Source organism: Sporofaciens sp. SGI.106, assembly GCF_050314255.1.
Taxonomy (GTDB): Bacteria; Bacillota; Clostridia; order Lachnospirales; family Lachnospiraceae; genus Claveliimonas.
In genome coordinates, this window is sequence record NZ_JBNPMZ010000020.1 from 24471 (window position 1) to 48028 (window position 23558).

Genomic DNA, 23558 nt, shown 5'->3' on the forward strand with positions numbered 1-23558 from the left:
GCAAATGTCAATTGGGGACAGCACAAATGTTAATTGGGGACGTAGCAAAATGCATTTTGCTACGTCCCCAATTAACATCACATTGACCCTATATTCAAAATAAACATTGTTGACAACACCAGAGCAAATCCTACCACATCTATAGGTGTAAAGGTTGTGCCCAGAAAAACTGCTGCAATTATCGTTGCTGCCACCGGCTCCACCGCCGATAATAATCCGGCATAAACGGAACCGATACTTTTCAGTGATGCAAGGTAGAAACAAAACGGGAGTATGGTTCCCAATATTACGATGGAAAAGAATGCTACAACAACCTGCCAGTCGATATCCACCGGGAATCTCCATGGGCGAATTGCCAGTGTCAGAACAATTCCGCCAATGATCATCGCCCAGGCACAGACTGCCTCTGCCTGAAATTTCTTGAGAAGCGGCATGGGAATTACTCCATAACAGCAGGTAGTCAGCGCCAGGATCAATCCCAGTATGATACCAAGGGGTGAGATTGTAAGTTCCCTCAGATTACCATGTGTAGCCACCAGGAAGATACCGGCCAGAGAGCAGAGCACAGCAATGATCTCTTTTTTCTTTGGTCTCACCCGGTAAATAATTGCAAAATATATAATCAGCATCGCAGGATTCAGATACTGGAAAATGGTCGCCGTTCCCGCGTTCATCTCCTGCACCGCGCTGAAGAAGCTGTACTGCATTCCCATCATACCGCAAATGGCAAATGCGACGAGACGAATACCGTCACTTTTGTCCTTCCACATTTCCACTATATTCATCTTCTTAAAAATGGCATATATAAGCAGCAATATTCCTGCTGCCAAAAGGCGGTACGGAACCAGCCAGGAAGATACCACTCCTTTATGCTGAAATAAAAACTGTGCTATCGGGCTGGTTGCACCCCACAATAACCCCGCCATAAAAGCAAGTACAAATCCTTTAATTCTGTCTTTATTCTTCATCTCTCATCATTGGCATTCAGCCATTCCTTCAATATTCTTTCTTGATTATAAACAATTTATCCCTGCTTTTCAAGTTCAAATACCAGCTCCATTCTCGTTCCAACTCCCACCTGACTTTCTACGCGTATCTGTGCATGATGCAGCATTGCTCCATGCTTGACAATAGAAAGTCCAAGACCTGTTCCTCCGGTCTCCCGGGAATGACTCTTATCTACCCGATAGAACCGCTCAAATATCCGTTCCTGCTGTTCTTTCGGAATTCCAATTCCGGTATCATTAACAATAACCTTCTTTCCGTTCAGGGTACTGCCAACCCACACAGATACACTGCCTCCATCCCTATTATACTTGATCGCATTTTCACAGATATTATAGATCATCTCATCCAGGATCTGCCGGATACCGCAGTACACAACCTCCTCTCCGGTCACCTGAATCCTGACATGCTTCGCCTCAGCCTGCGGTGCAAGTCGGCTGCATATTTCCCGGGTCAGACGATAAAGATTGACCTCCTCCTTCTCAAGCTCAATCCTTCCTTCATCCAGACGGGACAGTTTTATGATATCTTCCACCAGAGTAATCAAACGTCTGGCTTCATGATAGATTCTCTGTGAAAATCCTTTCATATCCTCAGGTTTTACCAGACCGTTCATCATGATTTCCGCATATCCGGAAATAGATGTAAGAGGTGTCTTCAGTTCATGGGACACATTTGCCGAAAATTCCTTTCTCATATTGGCAACTGCTTCTTTTTCTTTATTCTGCCTGTCGATCCGCTCCAGAAGAGGAGTCAGCTCCTCATATACCTGGTTGTCCATCGGATGCTCCAGATCCAGATTATTTACCGGACGAATCAGCTTCTTTACCTGCATTCCGGAAAGCAGCCATGCAAACAATAGCATGATTATCGCAAGGACTGCCATTATCGGAAATACCTGAACAGCAGACCGAAATGCAGTATTGATAGGCTTGGATACCCGGAGAACAGTGCCATCCTCCAGTCTCTTCGCATAATAAAAAAGCTCCTGCCCCATGGTATCGGACTGCCGGATCTCCTGCCCGGTTCCACTCTCTAAAGCCTGCTTCACTTCCGGTCTGGAAGCATGATTTTCCATTTTTTCTTCGTTATCTACAGGCTCTGTAGAATCATACAGAACCTGTCCGTCCTTTGCAATCCAGGTGATCCTGGTAGTCTTACGTACTGCATCCAGAGGCTCAAGATACTCCTCCCCGGAAATTTCCAGTGCCTTGCAGATATAATCTGCTTCCTGGCGGATTTCATCTTCAATAATACTTACACTCTGATGATAGACTACCACTGTCAGAAGCAGGTAGGATATCAACATTGTCACCGTAATCACCAGCACCATACTGCGCTGTATCTTTTTCCTCATAATAATCTCCTGTTTTTCAAGTACGCCTCCGGAATCACAGTTCTCCTCTCATCCGGTATCCGACTCCCCGCACAGTCTCAATATATTCTCCCGCATCCCCAAGCTTCTGTCTGAGAGTTCGTACATGTACATCCACCGTACGGGTCTCACCACCGAAATCATAGCCCCAGATATCTTCCAGAAGCTGATCTCGGGTAAGTACGATTCCCGGATGCTTCAAAAGCTGCTTCAAAAGCTCAAATTCTTTCAACGTAAGCGTCACGACACTTCCGTCAACCTTCACCTCATGCTTCTTCCCATCCATCGTAAGATTCCCGCACATCAGCAGTCCTTCTCCCTCTCCCGCATCTTTCGATACTCTGCGAAGAACCGCCTTAATCCGTGAAATCAATTCCATCATGCCAAATGGCTTGGTTACGTAATCATCCGCACCGGAATCCAGTCCCATTACCTTATCGTATTCCGCCCCCTTTGCCGTCACCATAATCACCGGAATGTCTCTGGTCTCAGGGGCGGCCTTCAGTCGGCCGAGTATGGACATTCCATCCTCTCCCGGCAGCATAATATCAAGCAAAATAAGCTCTGGTGTCTCCGACGCCAAAGCTTCCATACATGCCTTACCATCCTCAAAACCACGCGCCTTATAGCCCGTGGTCTCAAGAGTGTATACAACTAAATCCCTAATATTACTGTCATCTTCCACACAATAAATCATGTCTGCTTCTCCTATCAGTGTTCCTGCATATGCTGTCCCTTATGGATTCCTGTGATGGAGAATTCTACCCACTCTGCGATATTGGTTGCGTGATCGCCGATACGCTCCAGATACTTGGTGACCATGATCAGATCAACAGCCTTGCTTCCGGCTTTCATATCGCCGCCCTTTGCAATCAACTGCATGATACTATTTTTAATATCTTCAAACATCTGATCAATTGTATCATCCGCTTCCATGACTTTTCTGGCAAGCTCCAGATCCTTTTCCACATAAGCGGAAACGCTGTCTCTCACCATCTTCGCAGCTGCAGATGCCATCTCACCGATTTCCTGTATATCCACCGCCTCAGATTCGCCTGCAGTAATAATGATTTCCGAAATATCCGATGCCTGATCACCGATACGCTCCATATCTGTTATCATCTTAAGCGCTGCAGATATCTGTCGCAGATCCCGTGCCACCGGCTGCTGCTGAAGAAGAAGCTTCAGACAGAGGGTCTCAATATTTTTCTCCATCTGATCAATTTCCTCATCTGCCTCCATGACATCCTTCGCTTTTTTCATGCTTCCTTCCTGAAGTGCCTCCGTCGCACGGTTAATTGCAATCTCGCACAATTCTCCCATATGGATGAGCTGATGATTCAACAGCTCAAGCTGCATATCAAACTTATTACGCATATCCTAACCGAACCTCCCTGTAATATAATCCTCTGTTCTCTTATCTGCCGGAATAGAGAACAATTTCTCAGTGTCATTATATTCCACAACTTCTCCCAACAGGAAGAATGCGGTATTGTCAGATACACGGACAGCCTGCTGCATATTATGTGTTACCATGACAATAGTATAATCTTTTTTCAGCTCCATCGCAAGGTCTTCAATCTTGGATGTAGAAATCGGATCCAGCGCCGAAGTCGGCTCATCCATCAGCAGAACCTCCGGCTGTACCGCCAGCGCTCTCGCAATACAGAGTCTCTGCTGCTGTCCGCCGGACATTCCCAGCGCACTCTTCTTAAGACGGTCCTTACACTCATCCCAGATAGCGGCATCCCGAAGGGATTTCTCTACAATATCATCCAATCTTGCTTTGGATCGTATACCATGGGTCCTGGGACCGAATGCAATGTTATCATATATGCTCATTGGAAACGGATTTGGTTTCTGAAACACCATTCCCACCCGTTTTCTCAGCAGGTTCACATCAATATCTCTGAAAATATCCCGTCCGTCAAGAAGAATGTCTCCTTCGATGCGGCATCCTTCCACCAGATCATTCATACGGTTAATGGATTTTAACAGTGTGGATTTACCACATCCGGAAGGTCCGATAAATGCGGTGATTTTATTTTCCTCAATCTCCAGATTCACATTTTTCAGGGCATGAAAATCACCATAATATAAATCCAGATTTTTTATACTTAACTTACTCATGCTCGTCTCCTATTTTCTTATACTTTCGTCAAACGCTTTGCAGCCACATTAGACAGGGTATTGATTCCCACTACCAGTATCAGCAGGATAACTGCCGTAGCATATGCCTGATCCATATACAGTCCTTCACTGGCCAGATTGTACATATGTACCGCCAGTGTTCTTCCGGAACCCATTACACTGCTTGGAACCGCAGCTACGGTTCCGGAAGTGTATATCAACGCCGCCGTCTCTCCGACCACTCTTCCGATGGCAAGGATCACACCGGAAAGGATTCCCGGAACTGCCGATGGCAGTACAATGCGAAAGACGGTACGTAATTTTCCTGCACCAAGCCCGAAGCTTCCTTCACGATAGGAATCCGGTACTGCTTTCAAAGCTTCCTCCGTACTTCTCATAATCAATGGAAGAATCATGATTGCCAGTGTAAATGCTCCCGCCAGTAAAGAGAACCCCCACCCACAGGTAGTAACAAAAAACAGCATACCAAAGAGTCCGTATACAATTGATGGAATTCCCTGCAGTGTTTCTGTTGTCAGACGGATGATTTCTACGAATTTATTTCCCCGTCCTGCATATTCCACCAGAAATATGGCCGAAAAGATGCCCAACGGCACAGCAATCAGCAATGAAAATACTGTCATTATCACCGTATTAATCAAAGCCGGCATAAGGGATGCATTTTCCGATGTATATTTCAGAGCAAATAAAGATGGTTTAATATATGGGACACCATGTACCAGTATATACACAATCAAAAATATCAACACCGAGAAGGTCAGGATTGCCGCAATCATAACCAGCAACATCATAAGCAGCGAACCCGGTGTACGAAGATATCTCTTCATCTTCTGTTTTAAGGTTTCCTGATTTCTACTCATGGTCTGTCCTCCTCTTAAGTACTGCAACGCAGAAATTAATGATCAGGATGAACACGAAAAGCACTACTCCGGTCGCTATCAGTGCTTCCCTGTGCAAATCTGCCGCATATCCCATCTCTATGACGATATTGGCCGTCAGTGTTCGTACTCCCTTGAAAATGCCTGCCGGCATTCTGGCCTGATTTCCCGCTACCATGATAACGGCCATAGTCTCACCGATGGCACGGCCGATTCCAAGTACAACGGCTGCTGTCACGCCCGACTTCGCCGCCGGAAGCATCACACGGAAAATTGCTCTCTCATGAGTTGCCCCCAAAGCCACCGCGCCTTCGTAATAAGATTCCGGCACCGCACGGATCGAGGACTCTGTCAGACCAATAATAGTAGGCAGGATCATCATTCCAAGAAGCAAAGACGCTGTGAGAATACTGCTTCCGTTTCCTGATGACTTTAATAGTCCCATTTCTTTCAGACTTCTTCCCAGCTCCCGAATTACTGGTACCAGTACTACCAGTCCGAAGAATCCATATACAACGGATGGAATACCAGCCAGCAACTCCGTCGCTGTTTTCAGCGGTTTGTATATTTGCTTCGGACAATAATGTGCCATAAACACTGCTGTCAGTATACCAATCGGCACTCCAAAAATAATTGCCCCGGCCGTCACGTACAGACTGCCGATGATCATAGGAAAGATTCCAAAGATATCATTCTTCGGTTTCCACATTTTCCCACTTAAAAATTCACCAAACCCAATTTCCTTCATAGCAGGAACACCATTTGCAAACAGGAAGATGCAAATGAGAGCTACCGCCAGTACCGAAGCACAGGCGGCAATGAAGAACACTCCCCGCATGAAGGTTTCTTTCCATGCTTTAGATTTCATTTATGTTTTTACCTCATTTATCTTAATGACACGCTTCCGGTTTCGGACACTCTCCTACTGAAGCACATCCTCCCAGGTTGTAGCCTCGCCTGTGTAAATTGTCTTTACCTGCTCGCTTGACAGTTCGTCTACTGTACTGTTATTGTTCACAATCACTGCAATACCATCTGTTGCGATTACCTGTGCTACAAGTCCTTCTGCAAGCTCTGTATCCTTCAGCTCACGGGATGCCATACCGATATCATAGTTACCGCTGATTGCAGATTCCATACCTGTTGTAGAGTCTGTAGTCTGCAGTTCCACCTCAGCATTCGGATTTACTTTCTTATATGCCTCGATCAGTTTCTCCATTACCGGTGATACAGAAGAAGATCCACCTACGACGATCTTGCCTTCCGGAGCTGTTCCTGCATAAGCCTCTGTATCATCCATAGCGATATAGTGATTTTCTGCAACTACTGCCTGTCCTTCTGTACTTAAGATAAATGCAATAAAGTCTTTTGCCAGTTCACTTTCAGATCCTTCCTTTGTTGCAATATTGAAAGGTCTGGATACCTTATAGTCACCGCTTTTTACATTGTCTGCTGTTGCTTCAGCTCCATCAATCTTTACTGCCTTTACACTGTCATCCAGAGAGCCAAGTGACACGTATCCAATCGCATAATCATCTCCGGCTACTGTTGTCATCATTACAGAAGTGCTGTTGGTAATCTGAGCTTCCTCAGTTGTCATATCTACTTTCTCATCATTTACCTTCTCTTCAATACCAAACAGTTCGATAAATGCTCCTCTTGTTCCTGATCCATCTTCTCTGGAAACAATGGTAATATCATTAGAAGCATCCCAATCTGCAGTGGTCTCTGTTGACTCTGTTGCAGCTCCTGCCTCCTCAGTCTCACCTTCTGCTGAGCTTCCACATCCTGCAAGAAGTCCTGTCATCATAGCAACTACTCCTAATACTGCAATAAACTTTTTCAATTTCATGATTCAATCTCCTTTTTGTCTGTTTCTGATTTATTTTCTTCACAGTTGACATCATAAAGGAGGAATGTTAAATCTGAAATCACGGGAATGTAAAAAGTATGTAAAGAATTATTTCCGCAAAAAAAGACACGGGGATTCATTTCCTCGTGCCTTTCGCATTCATTTTTAAGCTAAAACCATATCCTTTATAATTTCATCCAGACTGTATGCGCCACACATTGCCATCGTATCGGCAAGCTCTGCACCAATCTTATCTACATATGCCTGTACCCCTTCCTCTGCGCCGCCGTATACAGCTGTCACAAACGGACGGGCAATCAGCACACCATCTGCGCCCATTGCCAGTGCCTTGAAGACATCCGCACCGGAACGGATTCCGCCATCTACCAGAATCTTTACAGAATCCCCCACTGCGTCTGCAATCTGACTAAGTACCTCTGCAGTTGCCGGGCACTGATCCAGTACACGTCCGCCGTGATTGGATACAACAATTGCTGCAGCACCTGCTTCCTTTGCTTTCAGAGCACCTTTCACGGTCATAACTCCCTTCACGATGAACGGAAGTCCTGCATCTTCTATAATTGCTTTCAGCTCTTCTACAGACTTACTTCCTGCAGGAGGCGTCATATTTTTAAGAAATGGAAGTCCCGCTGCATCTACGTCCATAGCAACAGCAAACGCACCTGCATCCTTGACCAGTTCCATCTTCTCATGAACCGTATCTGCATTCCATGGTTTTACCGTCGGAATACCTGCTCCATCTTTTGCTTTAATTGCTGCAGTCGCTGCCTTCATAACCTCCGGATTGGTTCCATCACCTGTAAAAGCTGCAATTCCCGCATCTGCACAGGCAGAAACAAGAATATTATTATATGCCATATCATCATATTTATCTCCGTAATGCAGATTCACTGCTCCCACCGGGCCTGCAAAAAACGGATATTTAAAGGTTTTTCCAAATAACTCTAACGAAGTATCCACTGCCTTATTCTCGGTAAGCGTATCCATCTGAATCCGGACTTCTTTCCATTTATCATAATTACGGATTGCAGTATCACCTACTCCTTTTGCTCCCGGACCGGGAATCTGGTTTCTGCACGCTTTTCCATTACACTCATTACATGCTTTACAATATGTACCAATACAACCTCTTGCATTTTCTACTACTTCCTGAAAATTCATAGCTATCAGCCTCCTTTAATCTTTCCATTTCATATTATACGAGCATTTTATATATAAAACAATTACCAAAGTTCGTAAAAGCAAAAGAAAAAAGCACTCCATATTGGAGTGCTTCAAAAGCGTGGGCGAGAGGATTCGAACCCCCGACCTTTTGGTCCGTAGCCAAACGCTCTATCCAGCTGAGCTACGCCCACACACTACAGATGATATCTCATCGGCAACGAAATTAATCATACAGTATTATTTCGCATTTGTCAAGATATCATCTGAAATTTTTTTATTTATTTTTCGAACCCTCGATATCGATTCAGACATGCATAGATTTCCTGCTTTCTCACCATAGCCATGGAAGACGAAATGTATGACCCGGATACCAGTGTCCTTAACCCGGTTTGTTCCATCTCCTTCCACACCTTCTCAATCATCATATCCAGATTCTGTTCCCTTTGACCTTCCATCCGCTCCAGAATGACTTTGAGAACACAGCTAAGCGTCGTCGTCTGCTCGCTGTCTGCAATCTGCTCCACGTATTTGATATCCACCGTTTCTCTTCCGATGGAAAAACTGTCTTTTCCGAACTGCTTTGTCTTAATCTGACCATGCTTTTTCTCAACCTTTCCTGCTTTCAGCAGACGGTTGTATTTCTTCCACACCTTTTCGCTGCCTTCTTCCATCTCTTCCGGTGCATCATCCCAGTCTGTGCAGATTTTCTTAACCCGCTCCGTAATATCATAAGTGCGATACGTATCCATCTGCAGAATCTTGTCAGCAATATAAAAATACGCTCCTGAGCTTCCCGCAACCAGAATCACAGACACTCCCTGTTTTTCATACAGTTCTCTGGCACGGGAGATAAATGGAGTAATCGGCTCCTGCTCTTTTGCAATCACCGACTGCATCAGTGCATCCCGCACCATGAAGTTAGTTGCCGATGTATCCTCATCTATCAGAAGAGCTCCGGCTCCCGATTCCACTGCCTCCACAACATTCGCTGCCTGGGAAGTAGAGCCGCTGGCATCTTCCGTAGAAAAATCTTTCGTATTTTTACCATTTGGCAGATGATTAATAAATGGAGAAATATTTACATGGGATACTGCTCTTCCATCCTCAGCACGGATTTTCATGGCCGTATCATCTGTAATCACGTATTCTCTTCCGTCACCGGCAATATGATTGTAAACTCCCAGCTCCAGCGCCTTCAAGAGGGTAGATTTTCCATGATAACCGCCTCCCACAATCAGAGTAATACCTCTGGGAATTCCCATTCCCTTTAACGCACCCCTGTGTGGGAGTTTCAGTTCTATCTCCATGCTCTTTGGACTTTCAAATGCTACCGCTCCCTTCATCGGTCTGTCAGACACACCGCTCTCTCTCGGAAGCACAGCTCCATTCGCTACAAATGCTACCAGATTTCTTTTCACCAGCTCCTCACGGATGAACTGCTGATCCTCCGCAAGATCCACGACCTTCCGAACCGCCATTGCATCCAGACTCTTATAATAAAGGGATTTCTTCACACACGCCGGCACAAAATCAAACAAAATTTTCTTAAGCTCCAGTGCATTTATTGTCCGTCCATTCGCGGGGAATCCCACCTCAAATCGAACCAGAATACGCTTTCTGTCCATTTCAAGGGCTGTACGTTCCAACACTTCCTGACCACACCGGCTGATACTCATAAGACCACTTTTTCCCGAACCTTTCGCCTGAAACATATACTCAGACATCACTTTGCCGAATTTTCTGATTAAATAATCCTGCAGGGCAATCCTTTTACAGGCCTTATCAAATAATTCCTCCGGAAATGCTGCCGCACGCATATCCACCTCCGCACTCACTTTGGAAGGTGCCGCGAACGGATCGCCCTGCACGTGGTCAATGTGCAGAACAAACCCCGGAAAACGATAACTTCCCTGCAGACTCTTGTACGCCGGATAGCTTTTCCGATTTATACTCATTAACTGCTGTTCTAATTCTCTTTCTGTATGCAACTTGCTCCCTCTCTTCTTAACATTTTTTTCTGACCTTTTTTCCTCGATGACTTTTTTGTCGTATCTGTGAATTTCGAAGCATCGCTGTCGTCATTTCTGCCCAGGAATACTGCATCATATATTCACCCATATATCGATTCACTGCTCCCGGTTCACAACAGAGAAAATCATAATAATCACATTCCACTTTGTCCGTACAAAGCGCGATTTCATTTCGAGTTTTCAATATGACATCTTCTGCCCCTGCTTCTGCCATGGTTGTTCGAAGGTCATGGATCAGACTTCGCAGATTACTTTTTAAAGAAATACTGTCCGGTTTATCCTCCCATAATACACCAAGCAGCTCTCCCATCGTACACCATGCCCCCTGGCGGTCAGTCAGATAAGCTAACAGCTCTTTCGTCTTACTTCTTTTAAAATGAATCGGTTCATTTTCCGCAAACACTTCAAAATTTCCAAAACACCTGAGACGGATCCTCGTACCAGTCTCCTCCTGTACCGGGAACCGGAGATTATCTAACTCTTTACGTATTCCCTCAGGCGTGACCGGCTTCAGCAGATAACCACTGGGATATAGTGTATACGCTTCCATAGCATATTCAGAATATGCCGTCACAAAAATAATATTCGTATTTGGGCAGCTGTCTTTCAGCGCTTTCGCCAGCATCAGCCCACTCATATCTCTCAATCTGATATCCAGAAATGCCACATCACATGCTCTGCTCTTTGCAAATTCCAGGGCGGCAGAGCCGCTGGAAAACCCAAAGACCTCTGCATCCGGCATACATACTTCTATAGCGTCTTCCAGGACTTCCAACGCATGTTTTTCATCATCAACTGCTAAAATAATCATTTCTGCTTATCATCCTCCCTGTTCCTCGGAACATTTATTGTTACGGTTGTACCTTCTCCCGGCCTGCTGTCTATGAAAAGCTCAGCATGGCACATTCGTTTCAGTCGTTTGCGTACATTTTCAATCCCCACATGAACCCTTCCATCCTCCGAGACATGATCCGGATCAAATCCTACTCCATTATCAGTAATTATCACCTGATAGAAAGACTCACATTCTTCTGTCGATATTGTAATGGTTCCGCCTTCCTCTTTGGGATACAGACCATGCTTTACAGAGTTTTCCACTATTGGCTGGAGAGATAAGGCCGGTAATTCAAAAGAGGTATATAAAATCCGGTATTCCACCTTCATTTTATCCTCAAATCGCAATTTTTCCAAATCAAGGTATGTCATTACATGGCTCAGCTCCTGTTCAAACGAAACCGGAACCGTCCGGTTCAGAGAATCCAGGTTCATTCTCAGATAATCCGAAAATTCTTTAATCGCTTTCTGTGCCGCTTCCGCATTAATTTTACACAAATAATAAATGGAATTCAAAGTATTATAAAGAAAATGTGGCTGAATCTGAGTCATCATAATCGCAATCCGACTATCCTCCAGTTCCCTTTCCAGCCTTTTTACTCTGATTGTTGCACGGTAACCGGAAGCAACCTTCACCATTCCATACACTAAACTTACAAAAAACCCCAGCGTAAAGACAATTTTAACACATATACCCGCATATTGCCAGCAGATCCATTCACCGATAATATCTACTATTCCGGCAATGGAGAGTGCAATTCCAGCCGCGAAAACCCATTGTTTGCCAAATTCGGACTCTCCCTTTATTTCCTCATAACAACAACAGAAACATAAAACCCAAAAAACTGCGAACTGCAGAACCAGCCACTTTCCTTCCAGCTGACAGATGATGGCCTTCCTCATCAACGGTAAGAGCAGAATCAGGCCATCTGCCACTCCCACAATAATCAAGGTTACACCCGCCAGTTTTTTCATACGGGTTTTCATCATATCATACAGAAATACCAGCATTCCAAAGGCTGCTCCCATTTTACAGATCTGCATCCCATATGTATTAAATACCATCAAACTGTCTTTCAGTAACAGATCCGGAGTATCCAGAATAAAATAACCTCCCATCAGGAAACAGGAGATTCCCAACACTCCCAGTCGGAATTTCATCGGAATGTGCATAATAAATGTTCCCATCGATATTCCAATAAGAATCAGTGATACAACTATAAAGAAAATACCAGCCACATGATAAATTCTGCTGTTTTTTCCAAGATAAATCTCCATAGTATACTCATTACCCGCATACAAATTATCTAATAACTGATGATATGCTCTCGTATTGTCGATTCCATGTGCATTATATATGTATATTTCAATTTCGTCATCCGCCGACAGTTCCGGAAAGGTCACACAGTTCCACCTGCTCCCACACATATCATTTATGGCCTCTTCATATAAATAAACATCGTTATAAATTTCCTGTCCCTTTACATATACTTTCATAAAGATATGGTTTGCAAGAAGATAAAGCTGAAATCCCCCCGGCATATCCAAGCCAAGATTCCCCTTTATGATCAGTTCATCGCCTGCTCCCACAAAACGCTCATTTTCCGTAAGTGGTTTCCAGTTCTCACCATCAGTAGAATATTCTCCCTGTAATGTCAGGTGAAGCGGCATAGCCGGAACAGCCTGTCTACTTCTTAAGCAAGATGTAAGCAATAGCACCAAAGCCATTATAAACAGTACTATTGGTAAAATCGTATCTATATATATGCTTTTTTTCTCTATTTTCATAATCTAAACCCTTAACCCTCAGGGACAGGTTCTGCAACTCCCTTTAGTGCTTCATACATCCGCTCACTAACCGGCGCATTCACGCCCAGTCTTCTTGCCTCCCGTACGATATAACCACTGAATGTCTCTATCTCCGTTGGTCTTCCCGCCTTTACATCTCTCTGCAGCGAGCTCGTCGCATTATCAGCAAGTTCATGGTAAAACTTGTGGATGATCGCCTCTTTATGTTCCGGCAATACATGAACGCCCTTTTTCACCGCTACTTCATACGCTTCTTCCACAAGCTGTTCGTATTCTTTCGCTTTTTCCGGATTATTCCTCAGTTCTCCAATCGTGTTGTCGTAATATGCCGTCGTTACATTATACGCACAATTCAAAATATATTTGCGCCAGATTTCACGTTCAATATCTTCCGAAACTTTATGATCAATGTCTGCTTTTTTCAAAAGCTCTGATGTCTCTTTTATAGTTACCCGCTCTTTTTCATCCGGATTTTTCATACCTATTCGCAAACTGGCGAATTTCCCCTGCTGTGTGACAGAATAATCTTCATTCGCAAATGCGACGATGTAAATGAGTGAATCAATAACCGTCCCTTTCCCAAGATATTCTCTTGTTCGTTCTCCGGGATCCGCACCATTCATCACCGGTATGATCACTGTTTTATCCGTCACTGCATTTCCAAGCTCCATACATGCTTCTTCCAGCGAATAATTTTTCACACAAAGAAAAATATAATCCTGTTGCTCCAGTTCCCTTGAGCAGGAAACCGTCTTTTCCGGTCTGGCAATGATCTCGCCGTGAAAATCACTGTGAAGGTTCAGTCCTTTTTCCCGTATGGATTCTCCTCTTTCGCCCCGGGCAACCAGTGTCACATGCGGAAATGCCTTCACCAGCATACCTGCCAGATATCCACCTACTCCGCCAACTCCTACAACTGCTATTTTTTTATCTTCTATACACATAGTTAGTTCCTCCTGTCATTTAAACTAAAAAAGACTCAACCCCTTAAGGATTAAGCCTTTCCATTCATGCCGGCGACCGGAATCGAACCGGTACGGGAGTATAAGTCCCGCAGGATTTTAAGTCCTGTGCGTCTGCCAGTTCCGCCACGCCGGCAATCTCACCGCTTTCGCGATTCAATATAAAACCTGCAACAGATTATCTGTCACAAAATGGGACCTACAGGGCTCGAACCTGTGACCCTCTGCTTGTAAGGCAGATGCTCTCCCAGCTGAGCTAAGATCCCACAAACGACCCAGAAGAGACTCGAACTCTCGACCTCCGCCGTGACAGGGCGGCGCTCTAACCAACTGAGCCACTGGGCCTTATTATGATAAATGGACCTTCGGGGACTCGAACCCAGGACCGATCGGTTATGAGCCGATTGCTCTAACCAACTGAGCTAAAGGTCCAAAATCATTACGTCCCTGATAGGACAAAGCCGATGATCGGACTCGAACCGATAACCTGCTGATTACAAATCAGCTGCTCTGCCAATTGAGCCACATCGGCATGATGTTTCGAAAGCGGCTGATCTGTAATCAGCACTCTGCCTTCGATTGACGTAGTCAATCTCACTGAATTGAGCCACATCGGCATGATGTTTCTACATCAAATGACTCCACCGGGAATCGAACCCGGGTTACCGCCGTGAAAGGGCGATGTCTTGACCGCTTGACCATGGAGCCAGATAATAATTCGGTCACATTCATTCTGTCGTGACCGAAATTTATATTATCATATTACTATTACTTTTGCAAGTGTTTTTATTAATTTTTTTATATTTTATTGAGCGGCAGATAAGGGACGGTTCTCTGTCCTATTTTCAGGACAGAGAACCGTCCCCTATACTTCTCCGCTTTCGATCATTCGACGGATCAGGTCGACAGAACCTTTGATTCCGTAACTTGCGCTGTTAATCAGCAAATCGTAATTTGAAGCTTTGCCCCACTCAAGTCCTGTATAAAAGCGGAAATAATTGATATGCTTGCGATCCAGAGTTTTCAGCATCTTCCTTACCTGCTTTTCTGTCAGCTGCTGATTTACACTCATAACACGGCGCACTCTCTGTTCAAAAGGTGCTGTAATAAAGATACTGATATGCGGAATATGATTATTGGCCAGAATCACATCTGCACACCGGCCCATAACAATGAAATCCTCCTGCTTTGCCTTATCACAGATCAGTTTACTTTGATTAAAGAACACCGCATCTTTTTTCGGCAATCCATGATACCGGCTGAAGTCTTTCATTCTCTGTCCCACAGTAATTTTCTGGTCTCTGGCAAAAGCCTGGCGCGTTCCTACGTATTTCGCACGATTTTCTTCATCTCTGATATACGGAAATCCTCCCTTATCGTGCACTGTATCCTTTTCCGCCTCAAGACGGCGAAGTACTTCGCTGAATATTTCCACATCGTAATAATTGATTTTCAGCTCATCCGCCAGCGTGAAGCCTATTTCACTCCCTCCGCTTCCGTAAGTACGTCCGATACAGATAACCATATGGTCATCCTTCGAAAAACGCTTTTTCAGACTGAGGGTATTCAACTCCGCACGCTCATAGTTCAAAACATCACCTTCTGCGAAACTGGTCGGAAGCTCCGACACTGCCTTCAGAATGTGATCATACTCTGTCATGACCTTCTTCCATGCTTCTCTATCCTTGATTGTACGGGCCATATTGCTGATCAGCGCCAGCTCACTTCTAAGTACGTGTCCCTGGTTTCTTGCTTCCATCTCATGAACAATTTCCCGTACACATTTTTCTCTGTCTTCGCTAAACACACGTCCCAGTGAGGAACCAAGATTGCGATATACTTCTGCATCCAAATCATATATCCGCTCTGCCAGTGCACGGATTGTTTCTCTATTATATTCCATCTCGAATCCCTCCTATCTAAAGAATATCAGTGTATCCAGCAGAAATACCGGAACAAGCACTGAAACTGACCACAACAGATAGCCGAAGAAGGATGGCATACGGATACCATTTTCATCAGATATTGATTTTACCATGAAGTTCGGGGCATTTCCTATATAGGTGTTCGCTCCCATAAATACAGCTCCACAGGAAATCGCCAGCAACATCTTCTGCGGAATCATACCCAGAGTCGTAGCAATTCCACTCTGGAATCCCATTACACCGGCAGTTGTCAAAAATACCAGATAAGTCGGTGTATTATCCAGGAAACTGGAAAGTGCACCGGTCACCCAGAACATCTCCGCCGGCTTTGTAAGCCCCAGTTCTGCCCCAATACTTTTAAGAATCATCAGAGCCGGCTGCATGGTAATAAAAATACCGATAAACAATATAGCAACCTCCTGAATGGCTCCCCATGTAAAGTGATTCTTCTTCCGGATTTCCGGATTCGTTGTCCGGAAAGAAAGGAATGCTGCCAGAAGAATGATGGCTATTTCAATCAAAGCCGGAAAGCCGAGCGTTACTTCTCCAAAAATGTGAATTCCTTTCACTCCGCCCTCTGCATTTTTAAAAACGGAAAGCTCCGGAAGAACCCCGCTTAAAATAACGGCTGCTACAATCATTGCAATAAAGATCAGGTTGTGAAGACCTTTAATCGTAATCTTTGTACCCGGCTTGCTGATATCCGGCATACGTCCTCTGGCAATATCTTTACAATAGAACCGTCTGTCAATCCAGTAGAAAGCAGACAGTAATACCACCATATTAAAGAGCAGCACCGGAAAGAGATGCAGACTCCAGAAAAATGAAACCCCTCTGGAAAATCCCATCAAAAGCGGTGGATCTCCTATCGGGGTAAGACAGCCTCCGATATTGGAAACCAGAAAAATAAAAAATACCATTATATGGGCTCTTCTTTTTCTCCATGCATTCATCTTAATCACCGGGCGAACCATAAGCATACTCGCCCCGGTCGTTCCGATTATACTGGAAAGCAGGGTGCCAATTGTCAGAAGTATCACATTAACTCTGGGAGAACCAGCCAGATCTCCCTCCATGGTAATATTACCTGCCACACAGAATAATCCAAATAAAAGGACAATGAATGTCAGATAGTCACCAATCATACACTCCAACACTGTTTCTGCCGCATGCCCTGCACCATAGACAAACGCAAAAGGCAAAATAAACAGCACTGACCACATTGCAACTACAACCGGCTGATGTGATTCCCACCATTCTGCACGAACCAGCGGCATAATCGCAATACATAACAACAAACCGGCAAACGGAATACACATCCACAGCGGAGGAACCAATGCTTTGGCTGTCTTAGCAGCCGTCTCCGCTGCAAATACATTTAGTGGGCATGCCAGCAAGGTGCTTACAAGCACTGTCATAAAGCAAAATAATCTCTTCAACTTTAAGACCTCTCTTCCTGTCTAATTTTCACATCCTATGATGTCTCTAAATCAACTCTCAAAAACACCCACTAATAATACTACGTTCACCGGAAAATGTCGAGAACAAATTTATTCTTTTTATTTCTTAGCAAAATCTATACACTACACGCAATTTTTTTACAAGAGCTTCTTCAAAAACTCAATCTCTTCCTTCAATTCTTTTCCGGCATCCGTATCCCCTACCATCACGCGATGTTTTTCCGTCTCAACCACCGTTGTCGTGGAAATAATATCCGCATTATTTTCCAGTGCCTTCTCCACACTTTCAAATGGCTGATGTGCCTTGATACGAAGGCCATGGGAACTATAGATCAGTGTATAACCTGCAATTCCGGTCACCTCATGGTAAGCTTTGCTTAATCCTCCATCAATGACGATCAGTTTTCCATTTCCTCTTACCGGTTCTTCGCCTTTACCGGTCTTTACAGGGGTATGCCCGTTAATAATATGGCAGTTGTCGGAATAAAGCCCGAATTCCCTTAAAATCATATTACAGGTTTTTTCTGTATAATAATGACGATAGTATGGATTTACCTCCTCCGTCCATGCAGACTTATCTTTTATAAAAGAACGCTCAAATGTCTTCATATTTCGTCCGGAAAGGGGAGACTTCCTGCCGCACCACAGATACCACATAAAGTCCAGATCCCGCTGTTTTGGATTCTCCGTGTGAGCTCTTCGTGCCACCTTCTCGGCATAATCCAGATATGCCTTGCCAAGATATGTCTTTCCGTGAAGCTCGATTCCATCGAAATTTCCCTGTTCATCCAGGGGAATACATCCATGATATAAAAGGTTCCCATTATAGCATTTGTACATGCTGCCCTTCTCATACAGGAAATCCACATGCTTCTGAAGCCTCTGGCTGTTCAGGAAAGCAAACTTGAGTCCTTCCATCACATCCTCTTCCTCTTCCGTCAGCCGATACGGATCTTCCTTATCTATGGTAGGAAAATATACGTCCTCCATCTCATAAACCTTATCCTCACATTCAACCGTCTTGTGTTCATAGTCGATCTTATGAAGGAGTCTTCTTGATTCCATCTTATATTCCGGATGCCGCTTAATGATCTGTCCTTCCAGCTTAAAGAAAATAACCGTGATTGCCTTCAGTGCCGCCTCCATCGGCGGCAGTTCCTTATATACCCGCTCCGCAAAGAGCACCAGCGGACGAAGGCTGATTCCATACCCGTTTTCCATAATCTGGAAGCACTGATATTTAATATTGTTTCTCACAACCATGGCAATACATGCTTCGCTTCCAACGGCAGCTCCCATCCAGAGAATATCATGATTTCCCCACTCAATATCCAGAGAATGGTATTCCATCAGGAGATCCAGAATCTTATCCGCACTGTCTCCCCTGTCAAAAATGTCTCCCACTATATGGAGATGATCCACTGCCAGACGCTTGATCAGATCTGACAGCGTAATAATAAATTCCTCCGAATTGTGAATGCCGATGATGGTGTCCAGGATTTTCTTATGATAATTATACTGATTGCCATCCTCATCCGGCATAAAATGCAGAAGCTCATCAATAATATAACCAAATTCCTTCGGCATAGCTTTACGAACCTTCGACCTTGTATATTTGGAAGAAAGTGTCTTTGCAAGTTCAATCAGATAATTCAGCACTGTACGATACCATTCCTCTGATAAAAGCCCCTGCTCCCTCTTCCTGCTCAGCACTTCACGGGGATAATAAATCAGCGTACAGAGTTCATCCCTCTCCCTGTCACTTAGGGAATCCTCCCACAACATATTTACTTTCTCCCGGATAACACCGGAGCAGTTATTCATAATATGCATAAATGCCTCATATTCCCCATGAAGATCACTCATAAAATGTTCTGTTCCCTTCGGGAGATTAATAATAGCATTTAAATTTATAATCTCTTCGCACAAAGCCTGCTTCGTAGGATATTTTTCCTTCACAAACTTCATCCAGACTTTTTTTTCTTCCACGCCTGCCACCTTCCTTGTCGTTATTATTACTTTCACTATACCATAAAAAGGAAGCGTTGCCCACCAGGCATCGCTTCCTTTTTATGATCCTTCTTCAATTATCTTGCTTTGTCTTTATTCAGCCAGTTTCAGAGTTCCCAGTATACAGATTGAAAACTCCAAAGCCAGATCATAAGGAAGGTTATGCCCTCCCGGATAAAAAACAACAGGCTTTCCCATTATTTCAGCAAGGCGATAAGCCTCCTGCACATATGCTGTATTGCCACTTTTCTCACCTGCAGCTACTGTAATCTTCCCTGCCTCTTTACACATCTTCTCCAGATCAGGCTGATATGCAAGAATCCCCGGAATCTCCGCCGTGAATGCATATTCTATATTACTGAATTCCCGGAATGATACCTCTTCCGGTTTCTTCGGACTTCTCGGATCCGGTGAACCAATATGTTCAGAAAAACGAAGCAACGCTGTATTGTATTTTCTCTTTTCAATCAGTTGCCCTATCTCTTCTGCCCATTTTCGAAATGCTTCATCTTCCTCCAGCATATGCCCCAGCATTGCCGGTTCGTACATAATCAGATGTCTGATCCTGTCAGGGTATTTCTGCAAAAAATACTCTCCAATCACTGCGCCTGCACTTGCACCCACAATACTGACTTTTTCAATACCAAGAACATCCAGAAGGCTCCGTATATCCTCAGCCTGATCCTCCATATGGAATTCCTTCATATTCTCTGATTTGCTCCGGGAATACCCTCTCCGATCATAACAGATCACCTGATAATACCGGGACAGAATATGCGCTGCCTGCTCATAAAGCCCCGCATCAACAATCACGCCATGAATGAGTAATAGCGGCTCACCTTCCCCATATATTTCATAATAAAGTTTTCTGTAATCTCTTTCCAAAAACATTTCGATTCACCACCGTTTCATATTTTAAACATCGTTTCTACTATGATTTTCCTCTACGTAGTATTATAATACAGACAAAACAAACCGGCACACATTAAGAGGAGGAACAGGCAATGCCCACCATTTACTACTCATATTATACACCATTTTCTGATTCTGTCCCCGCCATCAGCAAACAGGAACATGCACTCGGACGCGAGTTGCTTGCCCGCGGGATACAGGAACTCTTTCAGCTTCCGCTGACATGCGGGGAAATCAATGCCGCCTTAAAATACGATGTAAATGGAAAACCTTATCTTCCGGGACATCCGGAAATCTGTTTCAACATCACCCACTGCAATCAGCTGGTCTCATGCGCATTCCACAACAGCCCTATTGGTATTGATGCCGAAAATCCCGGCTATTTTCCGGAGGTTTTAATCAACCGTGCTTTGTCTGAAAAGGAAAAATGCTTCCTTCAATCCAAAAGCACTTCCATTTCCGAAAGAGAGGAATGGTTCTATCGCCTCTGGACGCTGAAAGAAGCATATGTAAAGAAATCAGGAATCGGCGTTGACACCGATCTGACCAACTTTTCATTCTCCTTTACAAATAGCGGAGACCTTTTCTCCGTCATTTGTTCAGACTCCACCGTCTCATGCTATCAGACGCAATTGTCACATGGACAGATTCTGTCCGTCTGCTATGAAGATAACGGAGAGCCCATTAAGCTCGTTTCTTGCTCTCAGCTGCACGAACCGCTGAGATAACGACATTTCCTTTAATCTCAGATACCGGTGCTCCTCTGGAACAGTCACACACAATACTGTTAAAGCCCTGGAGCATCGGTCCGTATGCATTCGCATGACCAAATTGCTGAATCAGCTTCACTGCTGTATTTCCAACATTCAGATCCGGCCAAATCAATACATTAGCTTTTCCGGCAACTTTGCTTTCACGCTTTACTTTCTTCTCTGCAACTGCAGGGACGATTGCGGCATCCAGCTGGAATTCTCCGTCAATCGCCAGGTCCGGACGAAGCTCATTCGCAATCTTTAACGCATCTGTCACTTTATCAATCAGCTCTCCCTGACCGCTGCCAAGTGTGGAATAACAAACCATGGCACACCTTGACTCCCAGCCGAGAAGTTCCTGCACGGTATCACACGCAGAGATGGCAATACTTGCCAGCTGCTCGGCATTCGGATTCGTGCAGACTGCACTGTCACCAACTGCCAGAAGGGAGCCTTCACTTCCTTCATATCCCGGAATGTCAGCCAGACCAATGCTGGAAATGGTGCTGATTCCCGGTTTCATGCCGATGATCATCTGACCTGCCAAAAGCACGTCACCTGTTGTATTGTCGATTCCTGCAAATGTAACATCTGCCTCACCAACTCTCTGCATAGCCATTGCATAATACAATGGATCCTGCATGCATGAAGATGTACGCCCCGGTATACTCCTTTGATACCGGTCAACCGCGCCAGATCCTGAAGTTCATCAACATCCGGCGGATTTACTACATAGGCTTTCGCACCATATTTTTCTGCAAATTCATTGGCAATGCTTGGTACCAGACATGCCGGATGAATCACTCCATTGGCTGCATTAATAGAATGTTCAAGCACCAGCTCATCAATTTCATAGGTACCTCCATCCATGGCAAGCAGACCTCCGCCACGTCCTACACATGCATCCAGACCTTCCAGATCCACCTGGTTATCCTTCAGCAGATTTTCAATAGTTTCTTTTCGATATGTAAGCTGCTCTCCCAGTGTTTTATACTGTGCCAGAATCTCAGCATCATGACTGACATTTGCAGAATACAGCTTTTTCTCTCCCTCGAACAGTGCAATCTTTGTAGAGGTGGAACCAGGGTTTACCGTAAATACTTTATAAGTGTTCATAATCCTGTCCCTTTATTTTCTGCATTTCTCTTCTTCAGCCTTTACAAATCCTGGTTTTGCAAGAAGTGCAAAAGCAATTAAACCTACTAACATCAGCACCGCACCACAGATATATGGAATTCTGTAGCTTCCTGTCATTCCATAGAAGATAGCAAAGAATGCCGGTCCAACTGCTCCAACCGTCTGAATCATCGGCTGAATAATTCCATATCCGTTTGCAAAGCTGTCTCCAAATTCCTCGATACATAAGGATGCCGGCCAGTTAGCTGCACCACCTACAACCATACCGATGCATACCAGTGAGAGCCATACACATACCGTATTGCCTGTAAGATTCAGAACCATTGCAAGGATACCAAATACATAAGAAGTATAAGCCGCTTTTCTTGCTCCAATCTTGGAATCAAGAACACCACACATATAGGAACCCGGCAGTGCAAGAAGACCTGATGCAAGCATCATCATTCCGGCTGTTCCCGGATCAAAGCCAATTTCAAGAAGTCTTGGAAACAACTGTACCATTAATCCACTTGCAAATAAAAGCTGTAATCCTAATGTAACTCCATGAATCCAAACCTGCGGAGTTGTAAGTAATTTCTTAGTTGTCCATATACTTTCTGTATTAATTCCTTTTTCTTCTGCTCCCTCAATCTTCATTCCATTATCCGGAACAAATCCTTTATCAGCCGGATTATCTGCAAGAAATACTACAAGAATAATCAATGCTACAACAAAGACTGCGATAAACGGAACAAAACCACCAAGAGCACCCATAGCTGCATAACCAGCCTGATACATCATTGTAGCGACACCGGAGCAAAGCGGAATACCCATTGTTACAATTCCCATAATGATACCTTTTCTCTTCGGGAACCATCTTGCAATCAGAACCGGTGCTAACTGATAGCCAAGTGCACATGAAATACCATTTGCAATAATCAGGCAAACTGCAAACAACCATAAGTTTGTTGTTACGCCCATTCCAACAACACCTGCGATCCAGATAAGACCACAAACAATACTTAACTTTTTAGCGGATGCCTTTGTTGATAACTTACCAAAAACAAATCCGGCAACTACATTTGCGATTGCACCAAGAGAGATAAAGCTTGTCAGCATTGCTGCATTCCATCCTCTCAGCTCTGATAATGTTCCAGATGCTGCGTTCATCGCACTACCTACAGCTGTAGCAGTAAAATATGCAAGAAAACCATAAAGAATCAGTGCCCAGCCTTTTCCATAACCTTTCTTAACCTTCGTTTCCATATCTCTTTTCCTTTCTGTGTAACCTTTTTTCTTTAG

General features: G+C 44.3%; 19 protein-coding genes, 7 tRNA genes and 2 pseudogenes. 1 reads left to right on the top strand and 27 read right to left on the bottom strand.

Going from position 1 to position 23558, the window contains the following annotated elements:
* Positions 1–77 precede the first annotated feature (77 nt).
* The 24 genes from ACQRCC_RS12700 to ACQRCC_RS12815 form a co-directional block, all read right to left on the bottom strand.
* Entirely contained in the window at positions 78–968 is an 891-nt protein-coding gene (locus tag ACQRCC_RS12700; protein ID WP_427851148.1) for a DMT family transporter, read from the bottom strand.
* Positions 969–1024: 56 nt separating this feature from the next.
* Positions 1025–2362, bottom strand: coding sequence for an ATP-binding protein (locus tag ACQRCC_RS12705; protein ID WP_427851149.1), 1338 nt, complete (start codon positions 2360–2362; stop codon positions 1025–1027).
* A 34-nt stretch (positions 2363–2396) separates the two neighbouring features.
* Positions 2397–3077, bottom strand: coding sequence for a response regulator transcription factor (locus ACQRCC_RS12710; protein WP_427851150.1), 681 nt, complete (start codon positions 3075–3077; stop codon positions 2397–2399).
* Positions 3078–3091: 14 nt separating this feature from the next.
* Positions 3092–3757 carry a phosphate signaling complex protein PhoU gene (gene phoU / locus ACQRCC_RS12715; RefSeq protein WP_427851151.1) on the bottom strand — a complete coding sequence of 222 codons (666 nt, stop codon included), beginning with the start codon at positions 3755–3757 and terminating at the stop codon, positions 3092–3094.
* A gap of 3 nt (positions 3758–3760) precedes the next feature.
* Complete coding sequence (gene pstB, locus ACQRCC_RS12720; protein ID WP_427851152.1) at positions 3761–4510, bottom strand: phosphate ABC transporter ATP-binding protein PstB; 750 nt, start codon at positions 4508–4510, stop codon at positions 3761–3763.
* Positions 4511–4527: 17 nt separating this feature from the next.
* Complete coding sequence (gene pstA / locus ACQRCC_RS12725) at positions 4528–5391, bottom strand: phosphate ABC transporter permease PstA (protein ID WP_427851153.1); 864 nt, start codon at positions 5389–5391, stop codon at positions 4528–4530.
* Positions 5384–6277, bottom strand: a complete 894-nt coding sequence (gene pstC, locus ACQRCC_RS12730; RefSeq protein ID WP_427851154.1) for a phosphate ABC transporter permease subunit PstC — start codon at positions 6275–6277, stop codon at positions 5384–5386. Before pstC ends, pstA begins: the two co-directional genes overlap by 8 nt.
* Positions 6278–6331: 54 nt before the next feature.
* On the bottom strand, positions 6332–7261 hold the full coding sequence (locus ACQRCC_RS12735; protein ID WP_427851155.1) for a substrate-binding domain-containing protein: 930 nt from the start codon (positions 7259–7261) through the stop codon (positions 6332–6334).
* 165 nt (positions 7262–7426) lie between these two features.
* Positions 7427–8443, bottom strand: coding sequence for an alpha-hydroxy-acid oxidizing protein (locus ACQRCC_RS12740; RefSeq protein WP_427851156.1), 1017 nt, complete (start codon positions 8441–8443; stop codon positions 7427–7429).
* A 120-nt stretch (positions 8444–8563) separates the two neighbouring features.
* Positions 8564–8637 (bottom strand) — tRNA-Arg (locus tag ACQRCC_RS12745).
* Positions 8638–8724: 87 nt separating this feature from the next.
* A complete protein-coding gene (locus tag ACQRCC_RS12750; RefSeq protein ID WP_427851157.1) occupies positions 8725–10434 on the bottom strand; it encodes an ABC-ATPase domain-containing protein in 1710 nt (569 codons plus the stop codon).
* Positions 10435–10450: 16 nt separating this feature from the next.
* Positions 10451–11287 carry a response regulator gene (locus ACQRCC_RS12755; RefSeq protein ID WP_427851158.1) on the bottom strand — a complete coding sequence of 279 codons (837 nt, stop codon included), beginning with the start codon at positions 11285–11287 and terminating at the stop codon, positions 10451–10453.
* Positions 11284–13098, bottom strand: coding sequence for a sensor histidine kinase (locus ACQRCC_RS12760; protein ID WP_427851159.1), 1815 nt, complete (start codon positions 13096–13098; stop codon positions 11284–11286). The genes ACQRCC_RS12755 and ACQRCC_RS12760 overlap by 4 nt, the downstream gene beginning before the upstream one ends.
* An 11-nt stretch (positions 13099–13109) precedes the next feature.
* Positions 13110–14063, bottom strand: coding sequence for a ketopantoate reductase family protein (locus ACQRCC_RS12765; protein ID WP_427851160.1), 954 nt, complete (start codon positions 14061–14063; stop codon positions 13110–13112).
* A gap of 67 nt (positions 14064–14130) precedes the next feature.
* Positions 14131–14217, bottom strand: a tRNA-Leu gene (locus tag ACQRCC_RS12770).
* A 57-nt stretch (positions 14218–14274) separates the two neighbouring features.
* Positions 14275–14347 (bottom strand) — tRNA-Val (locus tag ACQRCC_RS12775).
* 5 nt (positions 14348–14352) lie between these two features.
* Positions 14353–14426 (bottom strand) — tRNA-Asp (locus ACQRCC_RS12780).
* Positions 14427–14439: 13 nt separating this feature from the next.
* Positions 14440–14513: transfer RNA gene (locus tag ACQRCC_RS12785), tRNA-Ile, on the bottom strand.
* A 27-nt stretch (positions 14514–14540) separates the two neighbouring features.
* A tRNA-Thr gene (locus ACQRCC_RS12790) sits at positions 14541–14613 on the bottom strand.
* Positions 14614–14717: 104 nt separating this feature from the next.
* A tRNA-Glu gene (locus ACQRCC_RS12795) sits at positions 14718–14789 on the bottom strand.
* 157 nt (positions 14790–14946) lie between these two features.
* Positions 14947–15984 (bottom strand): AAA family ATPase, encoded by a 1038-nt coding sequence (locus tag ACQRCC_RS12800; protein WP_427851161.1) that lies wholly within the window; start codon positions 15982–15984, stop codon positions 14947–14949.
* A 12-nt stretch (positions 15985–15996) separates the two neighbouring features.
* The gene (locus ACQRCC_RS12805) at positions 15997–17424 is read right to left on the bottom strand and encodes a sodium:proton antiporter (protein ID WP_427851169.1); all 1428 of its coding nucleotides are present in this window, start codon (positions 17422–17424) and stop codon (positions 15997–15999) included.
* A gap of 180 nt (positions 17425–17604) precedes the next feature.
* Positions 17605–19434, bottom strand: a complete 1830-nt coding sequence (locus ACQRCC_RS12810; protein ID WP_427851170.1) for a fructose-1,6-bisphosphatase — start codon at positions 19432–19434, stop codon at positions 17605–17607.
* A 135-nt stretch (positions 19435–19569) separates the two neighbouring features.
* Entirely contained in the window at positions 19570–20367 is a 798-nt protein-coding gene (locus ACQRCC_RS12815; RefSeq protein WP_427851162.1) for an alpha/beta fold hydrolase, read from the bottom strand.
* A 113-nt stretch (positions 20368–20480) separates the two neighbouring features.
* Between ACQRCC_RS12815 and ACQRCC_RS12820 the strand changes: the two genes are divergently transcribed.
* Entirely contained in the window at positions 20481–21116 is a 636-nt protein-coding gene (locus ACQRCC_RS12820; RefSeq protein ID WP_427851163.1) for a 4'-phosphopantetheinyl transferase family protein, read from the top strand.
* Here ACQRCC_RS12820 and ACQRCC_RS12825 read toward each other — a convergent pair.
* The 3 genes and pseudogenes from ACQRCC_RS12825 to ACQRCC_RS12835 all read right to left on the bottom strand — a co-directional run.
* Positions 21073–21783 (bottom strand): annotated as a pseudogene (locus ACQRCC_RS12825) (phosphate acyltransferase); the annotation flags it as partial. The gene ACQRCC_RS12820 and the pseudogene ACQRCC_RS12825 sit on opposite strands and share 44 nt — an antisense overlap.
* A pseudogene (locus ACQRCC_RS12830) lies at positions 21774–22256 on the bottom strand (butyrate kinase); the annotation flags it as partial. The pseudogenes ACQRCC_RS12825 and ACQRCC_RS12830, both read right to left, overlap by 10 nt.
* A gap of 12 nt (positions 22257–22268) precedes the next feature.
* Positions 22269–23522, bottom strand: coding sequence for a CynX/NimT family MFS transporter (locus ACQRCC_RS12835; RefSeq protein ID WP_427851164.1), 1254 nt, complete (start codon positions 23520–23522; stop codon positions 22269–22271).
* Positions 23523–23558 lie beyond the last annotated feature (36 nt).

Coding starts and splice junctions, on each gene's coding strand:
- ACQRCC_RS12800 (WP_427851161.1), bottom strand. CDS start 15,984: ATGGAATATAATAGAGAAACAATCCGTGCACTGGCAGAGCGGATATAT.
- ACQRCC_RS12835 (WP_427851164.1), bottom strand. CDS start 23,522: ATGGAAACGAAGGTTAAGAAAGGTTATGGAAAAGGCTGGGCACTGATT.
- ACQRCC_RS12740 (WP_427851156.1), bottom strand. CDS start 8,443: ATGAATTTTCAGGAAGTAGTAGAAAATGCAAGAGGTTGTATTGGTACA.
- phoU (WP_427851151.1), bottom strand. CDS start 3,757: ATGCGTAATAAGTTTGATATGCAGCTTGAGCTGTTGAATCATCAGCTC.
- ACQRCC_RS12805 (WP_427851169.1), bottom strand. CDS start 17,424: ATGACAGTGCTTGTAAGCACCTTGCTGGCATGCCCACTAAATGTATTT.
- ACQRCC_RS12760 (WP_427851159.1), bottom strand. CDS start 13,098: ATGAAAATAGAGAAAAAAAGCATATATATAGATACGATTTTACCAATA.
- ACQRCC_RS12820 (WP_427851163.1), top strand. CDS start 20,481: ATGCCCACCATTTACTACTCATATTATACACCATTTTCTGATTCTGTC.
- ACQRCC_RS12755 (WP_427851158.1), bottom strand. CDS start 11,287: ATGATTATTTTAGCAGTTGATGATGAAAAACATGCGTTGGAAGTCCTG.
- ACQRCC_RS12705 (WP_427851149.1), bottom strand. CDS start 2,362: ATGAGGAAAAAGATACAGCGCAGTATGGTGCTGGTGATTACGGTGACA.
- ACQRCC_RS12765 (WP_427851160.1), bottom strand. CDS start 14,063: ATGTGTATAGAAGATAAAAAAATAGCAGTTGTAGGAGTTGGCGGAGTA.
- ACQRCC_RS12710 (WP_427851150.1), bottom strand. CDS start 3,077: ATGATTTATTGTGTGGAAGATGACAGTAATATTAGGGATTTAGTTGTA.
- ACQRCC_RS12735 (WP_427851155.1), bottom strand. CDS start 7,261: ATGAAATTGAAAAAGTTTATTGCAGTATTAGGAGTAGTTGCTATGATG.
- ACQRCC_RS12700 (WP_427851148.1), bottom strand. CDS start 968: ATGAAGAATAAAGACAGAATTAAAGGATTTGTACTTGCTTTTATGGCG.
- pstB (WP_427851152.1), bottom strand. CDS start 4,510: ATGAGTAAGTTAAGTATAAAAAATCTGGATTTATATTATGGTGATTTT.
- pstC (WP_427851154.1), bottom strand. CDS start 6,277: ATGAAATCTAAAGCATGGAAAGAAACCTTCATGCGGGGAGTGTTCTTC.
- ACQRCC_RS12815 (WP_427851162.1), bottom strand. CDS start 20,367: ATGTTTTTGGAAAGAGATTACAGAAAACTTTATTATGAAATATATGGG.
- ACQRCC_RS12810 (WP_427851170.1), bottom strand. CDS start 19,434: ATGAAGTTTGTGAAGGAAAAATATCCTACGAAGCAGGCTTTGTGCGAA.
- pstA (WP_427851153.1), bottom strand. CDS start 5,391: ATGAGTAGAAATCAGGAAACCTTAAAACAGAAGATGAAGAGATATCTT.